This window comes from Cohnella baijiui, from assembly GCF_020731285.1.
Classification (GTDB): Bacteria; Bacillota; Bacilli; order Paenibacillales; family Paenibacillaceae; genus Cohnella.
Window position 1 is genome coordinate 82,977 of the sequence record NZ_JAJFOW010000007.1, and the last position, 15,972, is coordinate 98,948.

The following is a 15,972-nucleotide window of genomic DNA, read 5'->3' on the forward strand; positions in this document are numbered from 1 at the left end:
CTCTCATTATCGCAAAAATGCGGTCCAAGGAGTCATATTCAAGTCGTCCAAGCATACATATGAAACAGCTAAGACAGGACAACTTCCGGGAAGGGGGATCCCGATGCCGCTGGACCTGCTCGCCTTGCTGCCCGCCGAATTGCGCGCCGCCATCGAGCGATTGCCGGCTTTGCTGCTAGAGACGCTGGAAGAGATCCGCATTCGGGAGGGCCGTCCGCTCGAGATCGGATTCGGGGGCCGATTCGCCTTTGTACGGGCGGACGGCACCGTGTCGGACGACCCCCGTGCCGCCTACAGGCCCGACCGGGAAACGTGCCGGGCGCTGCTCGAAAGAGTGACCAACCATTCGTTATACGCGGTGGAAGAGGAGCTGAGGCGCGGATTCGTGACCGTCGCCGGCGGCCACCGCATCGGGCTCGCGGGCCGCACCGTGCTGGAGGGCGGCGCCGTCCGCCACCTGCGGGACGTCGCCAGCTTCAACGTCCGGATCGCCCGGGCGCGGACGGGCTGCGCGGCCGAACTGCTGCCGAACCTGCTCGATCGCGAAGCACGGACGGTCCGCCACGCGCTGATCGTCTCCGCCCCGCAGCAGGGGAAGACCACGATGCTTCGCGATCTGGCCCGCGCGATCAGCGCCGGCGACTGGCACCATCCGGCAGCGGCGGATTGGGGCGGGCGCAAGGTCGGCATCGTCGACGAGCGTTCCGAGATCGCGGCATGCGAGCGCGGGGTGCCGACGTTCGACCTCGGACCGCGCAGCGACGTGCTCGACGCCTGCCCGAAGGCCGAAGGCCTCATGATGCTCGTCCGATCAATGTCGCCGGAAGTCGTCGTGGTGGACGAGATCGGACGGCCGGAGGACGCGTACGCGCTGACCGAAGCGCTGCATGCCGGCGTCCGGGTGCTGGCGACGGCGCACGCGATCGATCTGGACGACGTGTTCGCGAGGCCCGTGCTCGCCCAACTGGCGCAAGAAGGCATGTTCAGCGCCTACGTCCTACTCTCCCGGTCGAACGGCCGGGTGCAGCATCGGATCTACTCGGCCGAGGAAGCGGCGGAGCTGAGGGGGCGCAAGGCGGGGAGGCGGACATGGGCCGGGCCGCGCGACGCGCCGTCGCCGCCGCCCGCACCGACCGTCGCGCAGCCGGACGAACCGGCCGGAACGCGATGGTCGATCAAGCCTCGTCAGCTGCCGCCGATCCGGTCGCCGGATGCCGAGGCGAAGGAGGAGAGCGGCCGTGCTTAAGCTGATCGGCGCAGCGCTGGTACTGTTCGCGGGGACGATGATCGGCTTCGTCCAGGCAGCTCGGTTCGCGGAGCGCCCTCGTCAGATCCGCCAACTCCTGCACGCCTTGCAGCGGATGGAGACGGAGATCGGATACGGGCAAACGCCGCTGCCCGAAGCCCTCGCCCGGATTGCCCAGGTGCTGCCGCCGCCTCTCGCGGGTCTGTTCGCGGGGACGGCCGCGTCGCTGCGGTCGGGCGGAGAGACGGTGCAGGCCTGCTGGGAGAAGACGTTCCGGGCGGGATGGTCCGCGACGGCGATGCGGGCCGCGGAACGCGACGCGATGCTTCGGCTCGGCGGAACGCTCGGCGCGAGCGGCCGGGAGGATCAATTAAAGCACCTGCGCCTGGCGATGCACCAGCTCCAAGCGGAAGAGTCGGCAGCGCGGGAAGATCAGCAGCGGTACGAGAAGCTGAGTCGAAGTCTGGGGGTGCTCGCGGCCGCCCTGGTCGTCATCCTCATGATGTAGTAGGGGGCCCGTATCCATGAACATCGACGTCAGCACCATTTTCCAAATCGCCGGCATCGGCATCATCGTCGCCATGATCCATACCGTGCTGAAACAGATGGGCAAAGAAGACATGGCACATTGGGTCACGGTCATCGGGTTCGTCGTCGTGCTGTTCATGGTGGTGCGACTGCTTAACGATTTGTTTCAAGAGATCAAGACGATTTTCTTGTTCCAGTAAGCGGGTGAGAAGGTGGACATTCTTCAGATCGTCGGCATCGGCCTGCTCACAACCGTTCTCATCCTCGTCATCCGCGAACAGAAGCCGATGTTCGCCTTCCTGCTCGCCGCCTTCTTCGGCGTCGCGGTCTTCCTCGCGCTGATCGGCAGGATTGAAGGGGTCGTCACGGTGCTCGAGGAGCTTGCGGACCGATCCGGTATCCAGACGGTGTACCTCAAGACGATGCTCAAGATTATCGGGATCGCCTACATCGCGGAATTCGGCGCGCAGATCGTGCGGGACGCCGGGATGGAGAGCGTCGCATCCAAGATTGAATTCGCCGGCAAGATGCTCATTCTCGTCATGGCGGTGCCGATTATCAGCGTCATCATCGAGACGGTGCTCGGCCTGCTGCCGGCGTGAACAAGAGCGGACAGGAGGGGGAGCGGATGAGTCGCCGGCTCTGGCAAGCGCGCGGATCGGGATGGCTGCCGTTCCTGCTGCTCATGTCGGCCATGCTGCTATCGCTGTTGCCGTCGCAGGTATTCGCCAGCGCACAGGACGCGCAGCGGGAGGCGGGCGCCGGCGGGAGCGGGACGTCCGTCTACGAAGCGCAGGTTGCGCCCGAAGCAACGCCGGGCGCGGAAGCGCAGGGCGGCCGGCTCGCCGGCGATCTGGCCGAACAGCAGTCGGGCGAGCTGGACATGACGCAGATCGAGCAGTTCTGGGATCGGCTGCGGAGCCAGTACGGCGGCTATTTCCCGGACGGCCAGGTGCCGGATCTCAAGGCGCTCATGTTTCCGCAGGGCCAGGGCTGGGAGATGAAGCACGCGCTCGTCGGCCTAGCCCGCTTCTTCCTGCATGAAGTGTTGTACAGCGGCAAGCTGCTCGTGACGATCGTCCTGCTCGCGATCTTTACGATGATCCTGGAGACGATGCAGAGCGCATTCGAGCGCAACGCGGTCAGCCGGGTGGCTTATGCGGTGGCCTACATGGTGCTGCTGATCATCGCCGTCAACAGCTTTCGCACGGCGACGACCTACGCGGCCGACGCGATCGGCAGCATGGTGCAGTTCATGCTCTCGATGGTGCCGCTCCTGCTGACGCTTCTCGCGAGTACCGGGGGCGTGACGACGGTGGCCGTGCTGCATCCGCTCATCGTGTTCATGATCCACACGATCGGCACGGTCATTCATCTGGTCGTCTTCCCACTGTTGTTCTTCTCGGCGGTGCTGCACCTGACCAGCACGATCTCCGACCGCTTCAAGCTGACGCAGCTCGCCAACCTGCTGCGCACCATATCCGTCGGACTGCTCGGCGGCATGCTCACCCTGTTCCTCGGGGTGCTCTCGATCCAGGGCGCGACGGGTGCCGTGGCTGACGGCATCGCGATGCGGACGGCCAAGTTCGTCACCGGCAACTTCGTCCCGGTCGTCGGCCGAATGTTCTCGGACGCGGCGGACACCGTCCTGTCGGCAAGCATGTTGGTGAAGAACGCCGTCGGCCTCGCCGGCGTCGCGATCCTGCTCTTTCTCTGCGCCTTCCCCGCGATCAAAGTCCTGACGCTGGCGCTGATCTACAACGTCTCGGCGGCGGTGCTGCAGCCGCTCGGCGACACGCCGATCGTGCAATGCCTGCAGACGATCGGCAAGACGCTCATCTACGTGTTCGCCGCGCTTGCATCGGTCGGGCTCATGTTCTTCCTCGCGGTCACGATCATCCTGACGGCGGGAAACGCGTCGCTCCTCATGCGATAGCGGGATCGGAGAGGGGGAAGCCGGCATGATGGTGGCGCTGTCCGGATGGCTCAAGCAGGTGGTGGCGGTCGTCCTGCTCGCTTCGCTGATCGACCTGCTTCTGCCGAACCGGGCGATGCAGCGGTACGTCCGCCTCGTCGCCGGCCTGTTCATCCTGCTGACGATCGCGGCGCCGATGCTGCAATGGATCAAAGGAGACTTCGGGGCGAAGCTCTCCGCGGGCATCGCCGCGGTCGAGCGGCAGCCGGACACGGCGCCGAACCAGCTCGCGCAGATCGAAGCGGATGCGGGAAGACTGCGGGCGTCCAGGGACGATCAGGCCTCACGGCTGGCCGCAGTCATGCTGGAAGGCGAGATCCGGACGACGGTCGAACAGGAAACCGGGCTTCGGGTCGACAAGGTGACGGTCGCGCTCGCCGGGCAACCGGACGGCGCCATGACGGCTACGGGTGTCACGGTCCAACTCGGCGATGCTCCTGCGGGGGCGGACGGCGGGAAGGGAAACGACGGTTCCGCCCCGGGCGAGATCCGACCGGTCGCGCCGATCCGGGTGGAACTGCCCGACATCGAGATCGGCGCGCCGGCAACGGACGGCGAAGCCGGACAGCCGGACGGGCGAGAGGCGGTTCCGGCGGCCTCGCAAACGGCGGAGCCGACCGAGGCGGATCAGGCCGAACGAAACCGCGTGGCGGCGATCGTCGCAGCCCGGTTCGGGATTCGGACGGACGCCATCAAGGTGACGCGGCCGGCGGCAGGCGACGCGTACTAACGACGGGAGGGGGTGTGCCATGGCGAAATGGCTGCAGCAATTGGAGGCGTTCATCGGAGGCGGTCCGGGCGGGCCGAAACGGGTCAAGGCGTTCCGCTGGCTTGTGCTTATCGGTTTGATCGGCGCCGTGCTCCTTCTCGTCGCGTCCTACTTGAACGTAAAGACCGTCGAGTCGCCGAACGGACCGAACACCAATCCGCCGCACGACTCGGATGGGCCGCCGCAGACGCAGGAGACAGCTTTCCTCGGTGCGGGAGACGGCAAAGACGATCCGTTCGCCGAGATCGAATCGCAGCTGGACAGCCGCTTGAAGGAAATGCTGGAGCATATCGTAGGCGTCGGCACCGTCGACGTGATGGTTACCGTGGAGTCGACGGAAGAGACCGTCGTTCAGCTGAATGAGAAAAAAACGCAGCAGATTACCGACGAGACGGACAAGAACGGGGCCAACCGCCACATTACGGATGTGACCTCGGACGGTCAAGTCGTCCTCTACGAAGTATCGGGAGGCAAATCTCCCATCGTCGTCAAGAAGATCAAACCCCGAATCCGCGGGGTGCTCATCGTGGCCAAAGGCGCGGACAACGCGACCGTGCGCCGAATGATCGCCGAAGCGATAGCAAGCGGGCTGGACGTTCCGATTCACCGGATCTCCGTCGTCCCGCGCAAGCTATAAGGTCCACCCATCCCAAACGCCTACATTAGGAGGTCAAATTGCGATGAACAACAAACGGCAAACGATCTGGCTCGTCTCGATGCTTTCTCTCATGGTGATTCTCTCGGCTTACTATCTGTTCACCGAAGACGCCCCCGCCGGCAAGCCTGTCGGCCAGGCGCAGCAGCAGGAGACGCTCGACCCGGACGCCGCCAAAGCATCCGGCAAGGTGAACGCGGACGGCATCGAGGTGACGGACGTGGATAGCCCGGACGGCGCGAACGCGCCCCAAACGAGCGGCGACGGCAAGGACGCCGCATCTTCGCCGGACGCGTCGGCCGCGCCGGACGCCGGGGCGAACGCGCCGGCTTCGCCTGACGCGAGCTCGAATCCGGCCGCTTCGCCGGAGTCGGGCAAGGACGCTGCCGCATCTCCCGAAAAAGACAAGGACGCATCGGCATCGCCGAACGCCGGCAAGGATGGCGGGTCCGCGCCCGCGGATCAAGAAGTGCTCAAAGGCATGACGAACCTGACGGGACGCGAATACTTCGACAACGCCCAACTGCAGCGGGAAATCAAAGTGTCCAAGCGCCTGGAAGAACTGAACGCGATCCTTGCCGCCACCTCCAAGGCGACGCCTGAGGAAGCGGCGGCGGCCATCGAGGAGCAAAGCCGGATCGACATGGTCGAGCAGCGCATCACGAGCCTCGAAGAGAAGCTTGTCGGCGACTATCCGAACGCGGTCGTCGAAGAGGACGACAACAACTACAAGATCGTCGTCCAGGCCGACAAACTCGAAGTCAAGCAAGCGGTGAAGATCGTTTCGCTCGCCACCAAGGAGCTCGACGTGACCCCGGACCGTATCTCCATCAAGTACATCCAATAAAGGCCGGACCGCGTCCCGAACCCGGATGCGGGGCGGAAGGAGCCGGCGCTGGCCGGCTCTTTCCATTTCGTTCGATTGTGTTATAATAAGTCCGTTATGGGTACGAACAAGCTTCGTTCGCATGGCCGCAAGCCGACGATTCGCCTCACGGCGTTCACGAATCGTCTCCGCCCGAAGGCGGTCCTGCAGGCGCAGCCGTTGCGCCGCCGCGCGCACGCGCGCGGATCACCGATAGCCAAGGAGTGTCCGACGAATGTTTAAATTGAGCGAAATCAAAGAACTAATCAAATTGGTTGACCAAACGTCCGTGCACGAGCTCGAGATCGAAAACGAAGGGGCGCGACTCGCGATCCGCAAGCCCGGCCGCACGGAAGTGGTAAACGTGCAGACCGCGCCGATCGCGCATACATATGTTCCTGCCGCCGCCCAAGCGCCCGCCGCGGCGCCTGCCGCTCCGGCGCCGGAAAGTGCGCCCGCCCCGGGCCCGGACCGCTCGGGTCTGCACCAGATCGTGTCGCCGATGGTCGGCACGTTCTACCGCGCGCCGTCGCCGGACGCCCCCTCGTTTGTCAACGCGGGCGACAAGGTGCACGAGAAAACCGTCGTGTGCATCCTCGAAGCGATGAAGCTGATGAACCCTCTGGAAGCGGAAGTGAAGGGCGAGGTCGTCGAGATCCTGGTCGAGAACGGCCAACTCGTCGAGTACGGCCAGCCGCTGTTCCTCGTCAAGCCGGAATAACCGCCGATGCGCCCGGGCCGCGGCTCGCCGCGCTCCGGGAGCCGGGGACAACTAAGGGGGACCTTTGCCTTGAACATTCACAAAATCCTGGTCGCCAACCGCGGCGAGATCGCCGTGCGCATCATCCGCGCCTGCCGCGAGCTGGGAATCTCGACGGTCGCGGTGTATTCCGAAGCCGACCGCGAGTCGCTCCACGTGCGTCTGGCCGACGAAGCCTACTGCATCGGACCGACCGCTTCCAAGGACAGTTATCTGAATTTGACCAACATCATGAGCGTTGCCACGCTGACCGAATGCGACGCCATCCACCCGGGCTACGGGTTTCTCTCTGAAAACGCCGATTTCGCGGACATCTGCGAAACGTGTCATATTACCTTCATCGGGCCGTCTTCGGAGGCGATCAGCCGCATGGGCGACAAATCGGTCGCGAAGCAAACGATGAAGGAAGCCGATGTGCCGGTCATTCCCGGCTCCGACGGCCTCGTGGAAGACCTCGACGAAGCGATCCGCGTCGCACGCGACATCGGGTATCCCGTCATCATCAAGGCGACGGCCGGCGGCGGCGGCCGCGGTATCCGACTCGCCGACGACGAAGAGATGTTGGTCCGCGAGATTACGACCGCCCAGCAGGAGGCGGAAAAGGCATTCGGCAATTCCGGCGTCTATCTGGAGAAATACTTGACGGGCATGAAGCACGTCGAAATCCAGATCATCGCCGACAAGCACGGCAACGTCTGCCATCTTGGCGAGCGGGATTGCTCCGTGCAGCGCCGCCGCCAAAAGCTCGTTGAAGAAGCGCCATGCCCGGTCATGACACCGGCGCTTCGCGAGCGGATGGGCCAGGCAGCCGTGCGCGCGGCCAAGGCGGTTCATTATGCCGGCGCCGGCACCATCGAGTTTTTGCTCGGTCCGGACGGCCAGTTCTACTTTATGGAGATGAACACCCGCATCCAGGTCGAGCATCCGGTGACCGAAATGATCACGGGCATCGACCTCATCAAGGAGATGATCTCCGTCGCCGAAGGGGCGCCGCTCTCCTTTACCCAGGATCAGGTCCGCTTCGACGGATGGGCGATCGAATGCCGCATCAACGCGGAAGACCCGGACCGCGGCTTCATGCCGTCCCCGGGCCGCATCGGCTTCTATTTGCCGCCGGGCGGTCCGGGCGTGCGCGTCGACAGCGCCGCCTATCCGCAGTACATGATCTCGCCTCATTACGATTCGATGATCGCCAAGCTGATCGTCTGGGGGCCGACGCGCGAAGAAGCGATCTCCCGTGCGCGCCGCGCGCTGAGCGAGTTTATGATCGAAGGCGTCAAGACGACGATTCCGTTCCACCTGAAGCTGCTCGATCATCCGATTTTCAACAAAGGAACGTTCGACATCAAATTCCTCGAGGAACACGACGTCAACGATCCGTACGGCGGCGAAATCGAAGCTTAAGCGGGACATTCCCGCAGTTTGTCATAATTCTTGGGCTTTGATATAGTAATAATAGTGTAAGAAAGCCTGGCCGACCCTGGCTTTGAACGCATGGAGGAGGTGGAATTTGACGAATGGAAACGATGGTGCCTGATTACGAACGGACCGACATGGGAACCATCCAGATCGCCCCTGAAGTCATCGAGATTATCGCCGGGCTCGCGACCGTTGAGGTGGAAGGCGTCGCCGGCATGAGCGGCGGCATCTCTTCCGGCATCGCCGAGCTGCTTGGGCGCAAGAACCTGTCCAAAGGCGTCAAGGTGGAAGTGGGTCAGCGGGAGGCGGCGATCGACGTGTCGATCATCGTGGAATACAGCCGGCGGATCCCCGAGATCGCGGCCGAGATCCAACGCAACGTCAAGCGCTCGATCGAGACGATGACCGGACTGCAGGTGGTCGAGGTGAACGTGCATATTCACGACGTCCACTTCAAAGCAGCCGAAAAAATCGAAGAAGACGAAACGCATACGCGTGTCCGATAACGTCGGCGTAGGCATCAGGCTTGCGCGCGTACGTCGCTTCCGACTCGCGGGTGCTGGCGCCGGGACGGCCTATCCTTTCGAGGGTAGGTCCTCTGGCGTTTTTTCGCAAGTCGGGGTTATTTGCGGTCATAGGACTGGAGGAGACACTCGCTCATGAACATGTTGGACAGGCTGCTCTTGTTTCTTTACAGCTTGATCATCGGAGCCGCGGCGGTCGTGGCCGTCGTCTTGGCGGCCGGCGGCTTCAACGTCGTTTGGCTGAAGGAAGTCGTGGACGATATTACGGGCGGCTACCGGCCGGCTCAGGCTGCCGTCATTGTCGGCGCCGTCGTGCTGTTCCTGATCAGCCTTCGCTTTTTCGTCGTCTCGTTCGGCCGCGGTCGCGGCGTCTCGCCTTCGATCAATCAGCGTACGGAGCACGGCGACATCCAAATCTCGGTCGAGACGGTCGAGAACTTGGCGCTAAAGGCCGCTTCGCGCTCCCGCGGTGTGAAGGATCTGCGCGCCCGCGTCCGCGTTGGCGAAGCGGGCCTCCATATCACGATCCGCGCGTTCGTTGACGGGGAGAGCGCCATTCCGACGCTGTCCGAGGACATGCAGCGCACGATCTCCGAGCAGATCGAGGAGACGACCGGCATTCCGGTTGCGGACGTATCGATTTTCATCGCTAACCTGACGCAAGCGCCGACCACGTTTAAGAGCCGCGTGGAATAGGGGGTAAGATCCACCTATGTGGAAAATTTGGTGGGAAACCTACGGAGGGCGAGCCGGCGGCGTGGCTGCGGGACTGCTGTGCGGACTTATTTATTTGATCAGCGGATTCTGGGATATGCTGTTCTGCGCGCTGCTCGTCGGGATCGGATACGGCATTGGCAAACATAAAGACGAAAAACGCGGGCCGCTCCTGCCTTGGGACCGGCTCGTCTCGTGGCTGACGGATCGTTGGCCGCCGTCTCGATGAACCTGGAGCAGCCTTCCCGCCAGGCGGACCCGTCCGCCTGCCCGCAACAGCGGGAGCGGGACGGCTCCCGCTTTTTTACGCGATTCCTCCGGGAGCGGCATTGGGCAGCGCCGGCCGCCGAACCGCGGAGCAAGACGAAGTCCTGGACAGGGACGATTAATACGACGCATCAATCGCAGGGCGAAACCACGACGATCCTCGGGAGGATTCATGAAACGCAGATTGGCTAGGGAAATTACGGTACAAAGCCTGTACCAAATGGAAATGAACGGCGTGGCCGCCCAGGAGGCGGTCGACACCGTTATGGAGGAAGCGCGCCACGACAACGAGATCGAAGCGGACGTCGGGGGACTTGCGGCGGTCGACGCCTTTACGCGCGATCTCGTGGCCGGGGTCGACGGCCGCAAGGAAGAGCTCGACCAAGCGCTGGCGGGCTATTTGACGGGATGGCAGGTCGACCGGTTGTCCCGCGTGGACCGGCAGATTTTGCGGCTTGCGGTTTACGAGATGAACTACCGCAAGGACGTGCCGCACAAGGTCGTCGTCAACGAAGCGATCGAGCTGGCCAAGCATTTCGGCACGGAAGAGTCCGGCAAATTCGTCAACGGCGTGCTCGGACGGCTCATTCGCGAACGCGGCGGCGAGGCCGCTTCGGCCGAAGAGACGGACTCGGACGCGGAAAAGGGGGATCCATCGTGAGCGCGCGGATCATCGACGGCAAACGCATCTCGGAAGAGATTCGGGAAGAGATCAAGCAGGAGGTCGAGCGGTTGCTGGCCCGGGACGTCCGTCCCGGACTCGCCGTCGTCCTGGTCGGAGAGGACGCCGCATCGCAGGTTTACGTGCGCAACAAAGCCAAGGCGTGCGACGACCTCGGCTTCTACTCCGAGGTGCACCGGCTGCCGGCTTCGACGACGCAGGACGAGCTGCTCGCCCTGATCGACCGGCTGAACGGACAAGCCTCCATCCACGGCATTCTCGTGCAGCTGCCGCTCCCGAAGCACATTCAGGAGAAGGCCGTCATCGACGCGATCGCCGTAGACAAGGACGTGGACGGCTTCCATCCGGTCAGCGTCGGCAATCTGATGATCGGCGACGACGCGCTGCTGCCGTGCACGCCGTCCGGCGTTATCGAGCTGCTGAAGCGGACAGGCAACGATCCGGCCGGCAAACACGCGGTCGTCATCGGCCGCAGCAACATCGTCGGCAAACCGGTGTCGATGCTGCTCCTCCGCGAAAACGCGACGGTCACGATGACGCACTCGCGCACGCCGAATTTGCCGGAAGTGGCGCGTCAAGCGGACATTCTCGTGGTGGCGGTGGGCGTGGCCCAACTGGTCAAGCGCGACTGGGTCAAGCCCGGCGCGGTCGTCGTCGACGTCGGGATGAACCGGCTGGACAACGGCAAGCTGTGCGGAGACGTGGACTATGACGACGTGGCGCCGGTTGCCGGGTGGATCACGCCCGTGCCGGGCGGCGTCGGTCCGATGACGATCACGATGCTCATGCAAAACACGCTGAAATCGGCCAAACGGACGCACGGCATCGCTTAACGTCGCAAGGAGGCGGGAACTATGGAGCAGCCTGCTCGCGTGCTTAGCATTCGCGATATTAACCGCTACATCAAGATGAAGCTTGAAGGCGACCAGCAGCTGCAAGACATCTGGCTGCGGGGCGAAATTTCGAACTTCACGCATCATTCCAGCGGACATATGTATTTTACGCTGAAGGACGAGAGCGGACGGCTCAAGAGCATCATGTTCGCTTCGCACAATCAGCGCCTGCCCTTCCGTCCGAAGGACGGCATGAAGGTGCTCGCACGGGGCGGCATCTCTGTCTACGAGCGGGACGGCCAGTACCAGTTTTACGTGACCGCGATGCAGCCCGACGGCGTCGGCAGCCTGTACCTCGCGTTCGAGCAACTCAAGCAAAGGCTTCAAACCGAAGGTTTGTTCGACGAAGCCGTCAAACGGCCGATTCCCCGCTATCCGCGGGCGATCGGCATCGTCACCTCGCCGACGGGCGCGGCGGTGCGCGACATCATCATCACGCTGCAGCGCCGCCATCCGGCCGTGCCGATCCTGCTGCACCCGGTCTCGGTGCAGGGCAAAACCGCCGCGCCGTCCATCGCCAAAGCGATCGCCACGATGAACAGGCTCGCCGAGGTGGACGTGCTCATCGTCGGACGCGGCGGGGGATCGCTCGAGGAGCTGTGGGCGTTTAACGAAGAGATCGTCGCCCGGGCGATCCGCGCGTCGGCGATTCCCGTCATCTCGGCGGTCGGGCACGAAACGGACTTTACGATCGCGGACTTCGTTGCGGACTTGCGGGCCGCGACGCCGACCGCGGCTGCCGAGCTGGCCGTGCCGCACCGGACCGAGCTGCGGCAAACGCTCGCCCATCTCGAGCAGCGCATGTCCAAGTCGCTCGGGCTTCAGCTTGGGCGAGCGCGGGAGCGCTATCAGCACGCGGTCCGCTCGCCGTACTTCACGCAGCCTAGGCGGGCGCTGCTGGCGCAAGCGGAGAGGCTCGACCGGCTGCGCGATCGGCTCCGCTACCGGGCGGACGGAGGCGTCGCCCGGGCGAAGGAGCGTTTGGCGCGGTTGGGCGGGCGGCTGTCCGCCGCCAATCCGTCCGAGCAGGTCGTCTATGCGAGGCGCCGCGCCGAGAACGCCATGCGCGCGCTGGAGCTGGCGATGCGCCGGACGCTCCGCGAACGGCAGAACGCCTTCGGATCGGCCGTTCGGCAGCTGGATGCGCTAAGTCCGCTCAAGGTGATGGCGAGAGGTTATAGCCTCGTTTATGACGAGCAGGAAAAAGCGTTGATCCGATCCATCCAAGAGGTGCAGCCGGGGGATCTGATCCGGGTGCGGCTCGCGGACGGCAAGCTGGATTGCCAGATATGGGGATTGCACGGGGAGGGAGAGCCAGGATGAGCGACAACGGGGAAACGACGCTCTCGTTCGAGGAAGCGATGGAGCGCCTGGAAGGCATCGTCGCGCGTCTCGAGAGCGGGGACGTGCCGCTCGAGACGGCGATCGAGCTGTATCAGGAGGGCATGGTCTTGTCGAAGCTCTGCGGCCAAAAGCTCGAACAAGTGGAGCGCCGCATCGAGATGCTGATCGAGGACGGGGACGGCTTGCAGCGCAAGCCTTTCGCGCCGCAGCGGGACGACAACGGCGCGGACAAAGGGGAGTAAATGTGACGGTGCAAACGGAAGAAGACGTGCGGGACATACGCGGCTATCTCGCCGATCGCGCAGCCCGCGTCGAAGCCGCGCTTCGGGATGCGGTGCCTGTCGGCTGGCGGTTGAACGAGACGCTGCGTGAAGCGATCATGTATTCGCTGACCGCCGGCGGCAAGCGACTGCGTCCGATTCTCGCGCTGGCCGCCGCCGAGGCGGTCGGCGGGGACGCGCGCGCCGAGGCGCGGGCCATGCCGTTCGCAGTGGCGGTCGAGATGGTGCATACGTATTCGCTCGTACACGACGACCTGCCGGCGATGGACAACGACGACTACCGTCGCGGACGGCCGACGAACCACAAAGTGTACGGGGAAGCGATGGCCATTCTCGCCGGCGACGGCCTGCTGACGCACGCCTTTCACGTCATCGCCCAGGCGACGACCCTGGGTGTGCCGGCCGATCGCGCGCTCTCGGTCGTTTCCGAGCTGGCCCGGTTCGCCGGACTGCCCGGAATGGTCGGCGGACAGGCGGACGACATGCAAGGGGAGCAAGGGATCACTTCATTGGAGCAGTTGGAACTTATCCATCTGCACAAGACGAGCGACCTGATCGCGTTTTCCTTGCGGGCGGGCGGCCATGCAGCTGGCGCGACGGAGCGGCAGCTGGCGGCGTTGGAGCGGTTCGGCCGGAACGTCGGGCTCGCCTTCCAGATCCAGGACGACGTCCTGGACGTGTCCGGAGACGAGTCCAAACTCGGCAAGCCGAAGGGCAGCGACGAGCGGCAAGGCAAGGTTACGTATCCGTACCTGATCGGCCTGGAAGAGAGCAGGCGTCGCGTTCGTCGCCTGACCGACGAAGCGATCGAAGCGGTCCGGACGGCTGAGCTGCCTCAGCCGGAGCGGCTCGTCCAACTCGCGCTCCATATGATGGCTCGCGACCATTGATCGACAATCCCGGCAAGCGCCCTTGCGAGGGCGCCGGCGCCTGCGGGCGCGCCGGGATTGTTTTTTTTCGCCCGAAATCCCGTATCGGCAGGCAAAGTCGAACAAAGTTCGCCAAAATTGGTAAGGAGTAGTCGTTTCGCTTGGGCTTTATTTTCAGATTATGATATAATAACGGTACTCCATCACGACGATCCGCCGCGACGCCCTTGTTGTCGCCTCGCGCGCCGGAGGCGTACGTCATTTTCGGGAAAGCGGGGAATCCCATTTGCTGCTCGATCGCATCCATAGCCCAACTGACTTGAAGCAGCTGTCCACGCCCGAGCTTCCGCAGTTGGCTCAAGAAATTCGGCAATTCCTGATCGAGAAGCTGTCGGTCACCGGCGGCCACCTGGCCCCCAATCTCGGGGTCGTGGAATTGACGCTAGCGCTCCATTACTTATACGACAGCCCCACGGACAAGTTCCTGTTCGACGTGGGGCATCAAGCATATGTCCACAAGATGCTGACCGGCCGAATGGACCGGTTCGACACGCTCCGCCAGAAGGACGGCCTGTGCGGCTTCGTAAAGCGGACGGAGAGCGAGCACGACGTCTGGGAAGCGGGACACAGCAGCACCTCCTTGTCCGCCGCGATGGGGATGGCGCTGGCGCGCGATCTGAAGGGCGAGCGCAACAAGGTCATCGCCGTCATCGGCGACGGCGCGCTGACCGGAGGGATGGCGCTCGAAGCATTGAACCATATCGGCCACGAAAAGCGCAAGCTGACGGTCGTGCTGAACGACAACGAGATGTCGATCGCGCCGAACGTCGGCGCTTTGCACAACTATCTGGGCAAGGTTCGCAGCGACAAGACGTACCGCAAGGCGAAGGATGAATTCGAATGGCTGCTCCGCAAGGTGCCGGCCATCGGCGGCCGACTGGCCAAAACCGCCGAGCGCCTGAAGGACAGCCTGAAGTACTTGGTCGTTCCGGGCATGCTGTTCGAGGAATTCGGGCTGAAATACTTCGGACCCGTCGACGGCCATGACGTCGACATGCTGATGGATACGTTGCGCCAGGCCGACAAGGTCAACGGGCCGGTGCTCGTTCACGTCCTGACGGTCAAGGGCAAAGGCTATTCGCCGGCCGAGGCCGACTCGCACAAGTGGCACGGCATCACCGGCTCCTACAAGATCGAATCCGGCCAGGTGCTCAAACCCGTCGGACCGCCGATGTACACGGAAGTGTTTGGCAACATGCTGATCGAGTTGGCCGAGAAGGATAAGCGGATCGTGGCCGTCACGCCGGCGATGCCGGGCGGCTCCGGATTGCTCGGCTTCGCCGAGCGCTTCCCGGACCGGATGTACGACGTCGGCATCGCGGAGCAGCACGCTGCCACGATGTCTGCCGCGCTCGCGATGGAAGGGATGAAGCCCGTCTTCGCGGTCTATTCCACCTTCCTGCAGCGCGCTTATGATCAAGTGGTGCACGACATTTGCCGGCACAATGCGAACGTTATTTTCGCCATCGACCGCGCCGGATTCGTCGGTGGCGACGGCGAGACGCACCAGGGCGTCTATGATATGGCGTTCCTCCGACATATCCCGAACATGGTGCTCATGATGCCGAAAGACGAAAACGAGCTCCGCCGCATGATGAAGACGGCTGCCGATTACGAGCAAGGCCCGATCGCCGTCCGCTATCCGCGCGAAGCGGGCGTCGGCGTGCCGCTTGACCAGGATCCGCAGCCGATCCCGATCGGCAAGTGGGAGACCGTCCGCGATGGCGAGTATGCGGCCATTCTGGCGATCGGACCGATGGTGCAGGTTGCCGAGGAGGCTGCCGAACTGCTCAAGCGCGATGGTCTGAACGTGCGGGTCGTGAACGCCCGCTTCGTCAAGCCGATCGATGAGGAGATGCTGATGAAGCTCGAGCAGGAGCGCATCCCGATGCTCGTCCTCGAAGAAGGCGCGGAGAGCGGCGGATTGGGCGGCGCCGTGCTGGAATTTTTCGCATTGCGGGATCTGCATCCCCCTGTCCGCATCGCGGGTGTGCCTGACCGCTTCATCGAGCACGCGAGCATCAAGGAGCAGCGCGCCGAAGTCGGATTGACGGCCGAGCACGTCGCCGGCGAGATTCGCGCCGCCGCCATCCTGAAGCGGCGCGCGACGGCGACCTAAGC

20 protein-coding genes are annotated in these 15,972 nt (G+C 63.8%); all 20 read left to right on the top strand.

The genetic code is table 11. The features are described 5' to 3' along the window. Window positions 1-103: 103 nt before the first annotated feature. The 20 genes from spoIIIAA (at window position 104) to dxs (ending at window position 15,970) form a co-directional block, all read left to right on the top strand. The gene (gene spoIIIAA / locus LKX83_RS09895; RefSeq protein WP_227882017.1) at window positions 104-1,246 is read left to right on the top strand and encodes a stage III sporulation protein AA; all 1,143 of its coding nucleotides are present in this window, start codon (window positions 104-106) and stop codon (window positions 1,244-1,246) included. Further along, window positions 1,239-1,754, top strand: coding sequence for a stage III sporulation protein SpoIIIAB (spoIIIAB, locus tag LKX83_RS09900; RefSeq protein WP_227882018.1), 516 nt, complete (start codon window positions 1,239-1,241; stop codon window positions 1,752-1,754). Before spoIIIAA ends, spoIIIAB begins: the two co-directional genes overlap by 8 nt. A gap of 16 nt (window positions 1,755-1,770) precedes the next feature. Beyond that, window positions 1,771-1,974, top strand: a complete 204-nt coding sequence (gene spoIIIAC, locus LKX83_RS09905; RefSeq protein ID WP_019007235.1) for a stage III sporulation protein AC — start codon at window positions 1,771-1,773, stop codon at window positions 1,972-1,974. 12 nt (window positions 1,975-1,986) lie between these two features. After that, window positions 1,987-2,376, top strand: a complete 390-nt coding sequence (spoIIIAD, locus tag LKX83_RS09910; protein ID WP_227882019.1) for a stage III sporulation protein AD — start codon at window positions 1,987-1,989, stop codon at window positions 2,374-2,376. Between the two features lie 26 nt (window positions 2,377-2,402). Next, the gene (gene spoIIIAE, locus LKX83_RS09915; protein WP_227882020.1) at window positions 2,403-3,710 is read left to right on the top strand and encodes a stage III sporulation protein AE; all 1,308 of its coding nucleotides are present in this window, start codon (window positions 2,403-2,405) and stop codon (window positions 3,708-3,710) included. Between the two features lie 25 nt (window positions 3,711-3,735). Beyond that, a complete protein-coding gene (locus tag LKX83_RS09920) occupies window positions 3,736-4,479 on the top strand; it encodes a stage III sporulation protein AF (protein ID WP_227882021.1) in 744 nt (247 codons plus the stop codon). Window positions 4,480-4,498: 19 nt separating this feature from the next. Further along, window positions 4,499-5,155 carry a stage III sporulation protein AG gene (spoIIIAG, locus tag LKX83_RS09925; protein WP_227882022.1) on the top strand — a complete coding sequence of 219 codons (657 nt, stop codon included), beginning with the start codon at window positions 4,499-4,501 and terminating at the stop codon, window positions 5,153-5,155. A 43-nt stretch (window positions 5,156-5,198) separates the two neighbouring features. Continuing rightward, window positions 5,199-6,020 carry a SpoIIIAH-like family protein gene (locus LKX83_RS09930; RefSeq protein WP_227882023.1) on the top strand — a complete coding sequence of 274 codons (822 nt, stop codon included), beginning with the start codon at window positions 5,199-5,201 and terminating at the stop codon, window positions 6,018-6,020. 253 nt (window positions 6,021-6,273) lie between these two features. Continuing rightward, on the top strand, window positions 6,274-6,759 hold the full coding sequence (accB, locus tag LKX83_RS09935; protein WP_227882024.1) for an acetyl-CoA carboxylase biotin carboxyl carrier protein: 486 nt from the start codon (window positions 6,274-6,276) through the stop codon (window positions 6,757-6,759). A gap of 69 nt (window positions 6,760-6,828) precedes the next feature. Next, on the top strand, window positions 6,829-8,202 hold the full coding sequence (gene accC, locus LKX83_RS09940) for an acetyl-CoA carboxylase biotin carboxylase subunit (RefSeq protein ID WP_227882025.1): 1,374 nt from the start codon (window positions 6,829-6,831) through the stop codon (window positions 8,200-8,202). Window positions 8,203-8,315: 113 nt separating this feature from the next. Continuing rightward, window positions 8,316-8,723, top strand: a complete 408-nt coding sequence (locus tag LKX83_RS09945) for an Asp23/Gls24 family envelope stress response protein (RefSeq protein ID WP_227882026.1) — start codon at window positions 8,316-8,318, stop codon at window positions 8,721-8,723. 153 nt (window positions 8,724-8,876) lie between these two features. After that, window positions 8,877-9,437: an alkaline shock response membrane anchor protein AmaP gene (amaP, locus tag LKX83_RS09950; protein ID WP_227882027.1), complete on the top strand. Its 561-nt coding sequence runs from the start codon at window positions 8,877-8,879 to the stop codon at window positions 9,435-9,437. Window positions 9,438-9,453: 16 nt separating this feature from the next. Next, window positions 9,454-9,684: a DUF2273 domain-containing protein gene (locus LKX83_RS09955; protein ID WP_227882028.1), complete on the top strand. Its 231-nt coding sequence runs from the start codon at window positions 9,454-9,456 to the stop codon at window positions 9,682-9,684. After that, a complete protein-coding gene (locus LKX83_RS09960; RefSeq protein ID WP_227882029.1) occupies window positions 9,651-9,914 on the top strand; it encodes a hypothetical protein in 264 nt (87 codons plus the stop codon). Before LKX83_RS09955 ends, LKX83_RS09960 begins: the two co-directional genes overlap by 34 nt. Next, window positions 9,895-10,383, top strand: a complete 489-nt coding sequence (gene nusB, locus LKX83_RS09965; protein WP_227882030.1) for a transcription antitermination factor NusB — start codon at window positions 9,895-9,897, stop codon at window positions 10,381-10,383. The genes LKX83_RS09960 and nusB overlap by 20 nt, the downstream gene beginning before the upstream one ends. Beyond that, the gene (gene folD, locus LKX83_RS09970) at window positions 10,380-11,237 is read left to right on the top strand and encodes a bifunctional methylenetetrahydrofolate dehydrogenase/methenyltetrahydrofolate cyclohydrolase FolD (RefSeq protein ID WP_227882031.1); all 858 of its coding nucleotides are present in this window, start codon (window positions 10,380-10,382) and stop codon (window positions 11,235-11,237) included. The genes nusB and folD overlap by 4 nt, the downstream gene beginning before the upstream one ends. 21 nt (window positions 11,238-11,258) lie before the next feature. Further along, the gene (xseA, locus tag LKX83_RS09975; RefSeq protein ID WP_227882032.1) at window positions 11,259-12,620 is read left to right on the top strand and encodes an exodeoxyribonuclease VII large subunit; all 1,362 of its coding nucleotides are present in this window, start codon (window positions 11,259-11,261) and stop codon (window positions 12,618-12,620) included. Continuing rightward, window positions 12,617-12,883: an exodeoxyribonuclease VII small subunit gene (gene xseB, locus LKX83_RS09980; protein WP_227882033.1), complete on the top strand. Its 267-nt coding sequence runs from the start codon at window positions 12,617-12,619 to the stop codon at window positions 12,881-12,883. Before xseA ends, xseB begins: the two co-directional genes overlap by 4 nt. A gap of 2 nt (window positions 12,884-12,885) precedes the next feature. After that, window positions 12,886-13,812 (top strand): polyprenyl synthetase family protein, encoded by a 927-nt coding sequence (locus tag LKX83_RS09985; protein WP_370639057.1) that lies wholly within the window; start codon window positions 12,886-12,888, stop codon window positions 13,810-13,812. A 265-nt stretch (window positions 13,813-14,077) separates the two neighbouring features. Continuing rightward, entirely contained in the window at window positions 14,078-15,970 is a 1,893-nt protein-coding gene (gene dxs, locus LKX83_RS09990; RefSeq protein ID WP_227882034.1) for a 1-deoxy-D-xylulose-5-phosphate synthase, read from the top strand. Window positions 15,971-15,972: the final 2 nt, after the last annotated feature.